The sequence below is a fragment of the Chryseobacterium potabilaquae genome (genome assembly GCF_902728265.1).
GTDB classification, from domain to species: domain Bacteria; phylum Bacteroidota; class Bacteroidia; order Flavobacteriales; family Weeksellaceae; genus Chryseobacterium; species Chryseobacterium potabilaquae.
In genome coordinates this window covers 1-866 of sequence record NZ_CACVBR010000113.1, presented here as the reverse complement: position 1 = coordinate 866, position 866 = coordinate 1, and the positions used below count along the sequence as shown (strand labels likewise).

General features: G+C 29.0%; 2 protein-coding genes. Both read left to right on the top strand.

The features are described 5' to 3' along the window. Nucleotides 1-299: 299 nt before the first annotated feature. Complete coding sequence (locus CHRY9293_RS18400) at nucleotides 300-638, top strand: cupin domain-containing protein (RefSeq protein ID WP_162034308.1); 339 nt, start codon at nucleotides 300-302, stop codon at nucleotides 636-638. Further along, a complete protein-coding gene (locus CHRY9293_RS18395; protein ID WP_162034307.1) occupies nucleotides 631-861 on the top strand; it encodes a hypothetical protein in 231 nt (76 codons plus the stop codon). The genes CHRY9293_RS18400 and CHRY9293_RS18395 overlap by 8 nt, the downstream gene beginning before the upstream one ends. Nucleotides 862-866 lie beyond the last annotated feature (5 nt).

Here is an 866-nt window from a genome sequence, read left to right as displayed (position 1 = left end):
TCAAAGCAACTGAAAGAAAAATTTTCAACATTAACGGATAACGATCTGAAACTTGAAGAAGGCAAAGAAAAGGAAATGCTGGAAAGAGTCGGAAACAGATTAAGAAAAAACCGTGAAGAGGTTATCAATATTATCAAAGAAATCAATCTCTCATAAATTGTTTTCAGTGACAGTTAAAGACTATGATGAACGATATTTATCAAAAGACTTAACTGGAAAAAGGGATGGGATATTAGACAGTTCTATCCCTTTTATTTACATACGAGAGCTTTTGCTCTTTCATCCTTAAACGAGCTGTAATGAATCATCAAGAACTTGAGAAATCAAAAGTATATATTACCAGAAATATAGTTGAATATATTTCGAACTCTGTAGTCAGTAAGAACATAGTGAAAAAACTAACGGGTAATATCAGTGCTTTATCATTTAATGAAAAAGAAGGATTACCCGAAAAAAATTCTCCTTTTGATGCTTTTGCACAAATTATTGAAGGTAAAGCAGAAATTATTATAGACGGAGCTACTTATTTTATGGAAGAAGGTGAATGCATAATTATTCCCGCCCATAAATCTCATTCGATAAAAGGAAATAACCGCTTTAAGATGATATTAACAATAATAAAAAGCGGCTATGAATAATCTAAATACTATATCTATTTTAACGAAAAAGATATTTAAAAAAACAGTTGAAATCCAAAAAGAATTTCCTGAACTATATGAACTTCTAGATGAAACTCCACTATTTTTTTCTGAGAAAGAGAAAAATATCACGATAAAAGATTTAAGACAATATCTTATTTCCCTTATAACACAACAAAAATATTTTGAAAAAGAGATTATCAAGAAACATGATTTACAATAAAACTC